Consider the following 5,844-nt stretch of genomic DNA (forward strand, 5'->3'; position numbering starts at 1 on the left):
CGCGAATTATTGAGCAGCGATTACGCTATGCGGCAGGCGATTGAAATCCTGGACAAGGTTCATAAATCGGAACTTCCTTTTGATAGAACTATTAAAGTTTCTGTTACGGAAGGGCTTGAGAAGAGCCAGATTCTTGGTCGGATGCCTCATAACCTGAAGACGCTGGAATATCTCACTAGTAAAAATACGAGTGATTTTCAAAGATTCCTCAATCCGGATCTATCGAAGAGTGAACGTCGTGACGCCTATGCTTCTCTGCATAAGCGTCGTCGAAAGATGGCTACATTGATTGAAGAATTAAGCTTGCGTACGCAACGTCTGCAAATTGGCATGAAGCGACTGGAGCAGATTTCTCATCGTATGACAGAACTGGAAGATCAGATCAGTGACATGAGCGATCTGAGAGTCAAGAATTCCAAAGATGATCGCGCGAATCTTGAGCGAGAGTTGCAGGATTTGGTTTCAATGACAATGGAAACTCCTGAAACACTTCGTGAACGAATCAAAGCGGTCAAGCAGCGCTATCTCGATTATGAAACAGCGATGCGTGAACTATCGGGCGGCAACTTACGTCTAGTCGTTTCGATAGCCAAAAAATATCGAAATCGTGGTTTGAGCTTCCTCGATCTGATTCAGGAAGGAAATACTGGTTTGATGCGAGCCGTCGATAAATATGAATATCGTCGTGGCTATAAATTTTCGACTTATGCGACTTGGTGGATCCGGCAGGCAATTACGCGTGCGATTGCCGATCAGGCACGAACGATTCGTATTCCCGTTCATATGATTGAGACGATGTCCAAACTGAGGAAGGTCAGCAAGCAACTGCTACAGGAAAAAGGCAGGGAGCCGACAATGGAAGAAACAGCATTCGTGGCAGGAATCAGTCTGGAAGAAACGCAACGCGTACTTAAAATTTCCCGCCATCCCATTAGCTTGGATCGGCCTGTAGGTGAAAGTGAAGACAGTTACTTTGGTGATTTCATCGAAGATTCTGACTCAGATAGTCCAGTCAACACAGCCAGTCAGGAGATGCTCAAAGACAAAATCGACCATGTTTTGAAAACACTTACTTATCGTGAGCGTGAAATCATCAAACTTCGGTTTGGATTGGGAGATGGTTATACCTATACATTGGAAGAAGTCGGTCGGATTTTCAAGGTCACGCGAGAGCGAGTCCGTCAAATTGAAGCCAAGGCGGTTAGAAAATTGCAACATCCCGTTCGCAGCAAACAGCTTCAGGGCTTTATAGAGGGATTAGCCCCCGAATGGGGGCAAGCTGAATCTGAAGAAGCGGAAGCAGACGCTACTGCTTCTGCCAGTATCTGAGCCTGAAACGCCGGTCATTTTTGATCGGCGTTTTTTTATTCAGAGGGTGAAAGGCATTCTTTCTTCGATTCTCTGCCGCTCAGAAGATCGGTTAGATTTACTTCGTAGGTCTGGCTATTTGACGTGAAAATCTTTATAACAAAGCCTATGTACTGAGGCACGCCGCATCCTGCCTCATAGAAATAAACGTTTCTGGAGTTCTTTAACATGTCAACTACTGCAGCCGGTTTGAAAACTTTACATCATTTATATTTGAGATTACATGATGTAAACCAGAAATTAGAGCGAGGGCCGAAGCGAGTTCAATTTAAAGAACAGTTTGCGTTACAACAGGAGGATATACTCAATTCGGAAAAGGAAAAAGTCACTGAATTGAAAAAGCAGGTCCAGCAGAAGAATTTGGACTTACATTCCAATGAGGCAAAAATCCTTGAATTAAAGGGAAAGTTGAACTCGGCTGCTTCAAATAAAGAATTTGACATTATTAAAGGTCAAATTGAAGCAGATACGATGGCGAACAGCGTTCTGGAAGATGAAATTCTGGAGTTGATGGAAAAAATAGACGCTGCCGAAATGGAAGTTCAATCCTGCGTCAGTAAAAAAAATGCGGCAGAGGAAGATGCCAAAAAAACAGCACAGGAATTCGAAGCCGCTCGTAATTCTCTGGATGAAGAAATTGAAGAATGCAAACGAGCGATTGCAGAATCTGAACAAATTATACCAGAAAATGTCAAAGTCTTATTTCAACGTCTCGTTCGATCTCATGGAGCAGGTGCGTTGGCAAATGTAGAAGGCAGGTTTTGCTCAGCCTGTAACGTTTTGATCGAACCTCAGCTGCGAGTCGAATTGAACTCAGAGCGGTTCGTTTTTTGTAAGTCCTGTGGACGCTTACTTTATGTGGATGATTCTCAGGAATAATCAGGACTGCTACTTTGGTGAGTTGGCAAGCAGAGCCAGCACACCCAGGCCATAAAACGTGTATTCTACATCCGCTTGTTCATCCCAACTGGCTCCTCGAAAGCCTCCCGTCGGAAACTCCAGCCACTCCGTCATGAATTTAAAGAAATTCATTTGATCGAAGAGTGATGTTAAATCCAAATCCTGGGCAGTAAGTAATGCTGTAAAAGTGGATAAACCATCGGCAAATGGAATGCGTGTATTTGCCTGAAAGCCTCCTTCGGAACTTTTTACCTGAGTGAGGAAGTCGCGCACGTCCTCTTTCAGTTCATCATCCATGGCATTCAATATTATTAATATTGCAACTGCTGCTGCTGTCGGATTTGTGCCGCTGCGTTTCATCGGTGTAATTTCTACAAAGCCTCCGTCGTCGCGTTGTCTGTCGAAAATAAACTGGATCAGATCGTTTGTCGCGGGAATCTCAAGTCCGATCATCTGATAGATTAATACTACCAGGAAAGAGTGATAAGTACTTCCCAGGGCACCTTGATCTGATTTTGCATAACCGCCGTCACTGGTTCTTAATCGCTCCAGATTGAGTGCCACTCGAGTATTCCAGTGTTCCGGTGCTGATGCCAACAGGTCTTCTCCACCGGAAGCCTGAATAATCAGAGCGGAGTACAGCCAGCTGAGTAGATCGATGGTTGACAGGTTTTCGAGTTTAAATTGTTTGAGGAACTGGCTGAGTTCGAGACAAGTCTGTTTTTCAAGGCCTCCTAAAATTCCCAGACTACGGACAGCAAAGCCTGTGTAATAGAGATCAGAGCCTCCTTCTCTGCCTGAAAATCCCCCATCTGCCTGCTGTTGGGAGAGGATAAATGTACGATGTTTTTCTAATGAAGCGGGTGGCATTTTTTCCAGACCTGCCGCCAATCGCAAAGCCAGTTTGACTAAATATGGTTGATTACTCATAGAAATCTTGTACCAGTTTCCCTTTAAAAGGGTTGAGAACGGACTGAAAGCCAGTGGTTTTCCGACTTTTTTGAAAATTGTCAATAATTTCTTTGCGGAAATGTGAAATTCGTCTTCCGTCGGATTTGAAATTAGAATATGTTCCCGCCCAACATCTCCTAAACTCAAAGAATCAATCTCTCTCAAGACTGTGAAGAAAGTAAACCATTCGGTATTTCTTTTTAGTTAAAACGGGTCAACCTTACCTCAAGGACGATCAACAGATTCTTCCGAGTAACAATTCACATTAAAAATAACCAGTTAACTAATCAAATCAAAGTGGCACGTTTCCGTCAAAAAGCTCATTTTTCTCGGTTCGTATCAAAACATGTCTATTCAGTTCGACCAGTTTCTATCCTCCGATAGAAGTGTAAAGATCAAAAAAGACCTCTCTCCTGATCCTGACAAGCCGTTCGTGCTGATAAAAAACCTTTAAACAATTGATATTCTAAGACATTCAATAACAGACGCATGAATTCTCAGCGGTTGCATTTCTGCCGCTAGTGAAAACATCGGTTATTGGGTGCCTGCGTGTATTGTAGTTACGACTTGATAGATCGGGTTTTGGGGAGTTCTCCTCAACTCGTTCCTTAATTCGGAAGTTTACTCGTTGAGATAATCTCATGGATTTCCTGACATTATCGTCATAGATAAAAACAATTTCATGACAGATCAAAATACAACAGAGCGGGACAATAACGCCAAATTGCACTCAGCGTGCATAACCGAGGTGAAACAGATGCCTGTGTTGACATCAAGTTATTCTGGACGGTTTATGAAAATTGCATTTCGCCTGATTGCCGGCGTAATTGTTCTGGCGATATCCGCCATGTCAGGAACATTATTAGCCGATGAAGAAGTTGAATTTTCAACAATCATTGCCGATGGTTCAGAATACTCTGATACCCTTGATGGAATCTCATCAGTCATACCGGGTAATGGAGCAGGAGTCTTATTTCGAGCTGGACATCAGGCAGGTAAAACCGTTGGGTTGGCCGAATCGATTTCTTACCTGGAAGCGATGCCTTACCTGTTTACTCATACGAAGAATCCTGACGATGCAGCCATGATCTTCGGAGGTTTTCGTCTATTCAGAACCAATCGTGGACACCTTGGTGGAAGCGCTGGAATGGGTTATCGATTTTATAATTATGATACCGATCGAATTGTGGGTGCCGGTGTCTATTACGACCGTGATGATTCGACAACCAAGACTTTTCAGCAGGTTGTACTCAACGTAGAAACAATGGGTCGCTACTGGGATGCCAACGGAAACTTTTATATGCCCTTCGGAATTCGTCAGAAACAGTTAGATGTTCAGTTTAATGAAGGCAGTCAGCGATTTTCCGTTTTTAACGTACTCTATGATCAAACACGTACTGTCGGAACCGCCATGCGTGGTTTCGATGCGGAATTCGGTGTTCCTGTCTGGGGCCAAATCGCAAATAAACATGAAATGCGTGCTTATGCTGGAACTTATAATTATACAGCAACAGGCAGCGAAGATATCTGGGGCTGGCGAGGTCGTTTGCAAGCCAAACCAGTTCCTAATGTTTTAATGGAATTGAGCGTCACAAACGATGACACTTTTAAGACAAATGTATTTTTCAATATTGCCTGGACATTTGCAGGTCGTCCGGAGTGGAACAAAATGGAAAAGTCCACTCAGATGTACCGGATGGCGGAACGTGTTCGAAGAAATTACAACGTTGTTGTTGAACAACGTGACGTAGTCGATTCTGGGCTGATCGCCATCAACCCGGCGACAGGTCTGCCTTGGACAGTCTCTCATGTTGATTCTCTGGCGGGACCCGGAGGTACTGGAGCCGTTCTTGATCCTTACCAGACAATTGTAGATGCACAGGCAGGACCTGACAGAGATATTATCTTTACGCATGCAGGAAGTGAATACAATAATGCGGCACCAATCGTTCTCGTCTCGGGAAACCGTGTTCTAGGTGAAGGTCAGGGTGTCGAACACTTCATTAATTATCAAGGATTTGGAAACAAGTTACTGCCAAACTCACCGTTGTTTGGAAGTCCTCTCAGACCAAACAGTCTCGTGAGACCTACGTTTAATGATACGGTTGGCGATGGTGTGGTTCTGGCTTCTGACAGTGAGTTCTCCGGTTTCATTTTGAACCGTCCTACAGGCCGCGGTGTTGTGGGAATTGGCGTTTCAGGGACCAATGTTAATTTTGTTGACGTGAATGATGCCGTCGGTGAAGGAATTTTCCTGAACAACACGTCTGGCAGTCTCTCCTTTGATACAACTAATGTGACGAATTCTGCCGGTAACGCCTTTGTCGTCGACGGTGGTAGCCCATCATTGGAGTATGAGTCGGGTACAATCACCAATACGACTGCGGGTCGGGCCGTCCTGATTCAGAATACGACAGGGGGCTTTGTGAATTTGACAGGCTCAACTGTTATCGATACAGACAGTCAGGGGATTTTGATCAGCAATGTAGGCGGTGGAGCCACTCTGGATAACGTTACCATTACAAGAAGCACCAATGAGGGTATTCATGTGACAGGCGGTACTGCCAATGCAGTGGTGGCATTTAGAAATAGTTCTGGCGGAGCGACTACAATCGACTCTGCCAC

The 5,844-nt window shown here is 44.4% G+C and carries 4 protein-coding genes; 3 read left to right on the plus strand and 1 reads right to left on the minus strand.

Features of this window, described 5'->3' with window-relative positions; all coding sequences use genetic code 11:
- Both rpoD and Q0668_RS22380 read left to right on the plus strand, forming a co-directional pair.
- On the plus strand, window positions 1-1,329 hold a 1,329-nt coding region (rpoD, locus tag Q0668_RS22375; protein ID WP_298868752.1), incomplete at its 5' end, for an RNA polymerase sigma factor RpoD.
- Between the two features lie 207 nt (window positions 1,330-1,536).
- Entirely contained in the window at window positions 1,537-2,247 is a 711-nt protein-coding gene (locus tag Q0668_RS22380) for a hypothetical protein (RefSeq protein WP_298868753.1), read from the plus strand.
- A 9-nt stretch (window positions 2,248-2,256) separates the two neighbouring features.
- Here Q0668_RS22380 and Q0668_RS22385 read toward each other — a convergent pair whose 3' ends face one another.
- Window positions 2,257-3,198 (minus strand): prenyltransferase/squalene oxidase repeat-containing protein, encoded by a 942-nt coding sequence (locus Q0668_RS22385; RefSeq protein ID WP_298868754.1) that lies wholly within the window; start codon window positions 3,196-3,198, stop codon window positions 2,257-2,259.
- Window positions 3,199-4,012: 814 nt separating this feature from the next.
- Between Q0668_RS22385 and Q0668_RS22390 the strand changes: the two genes are divergently transcribed.
- Window positions 4,013-5,844: right-handed parallel beta-helix repeat-containing protein (locus Q0668_RS22390; protein WP_298868755.1), on the plus strand; the 1,832-nt coding region annotated here is incomplete at its 3' end.

This window comes from uncultured Gimesia sp., from assembly GCF_937910335.1.
In the GTDB taxonomy this organism is placed as follows: Bacteria; Planctomycetota; Planctomycetia; order Planctomycetales; family Planctomycetaceae; genus Gimesia.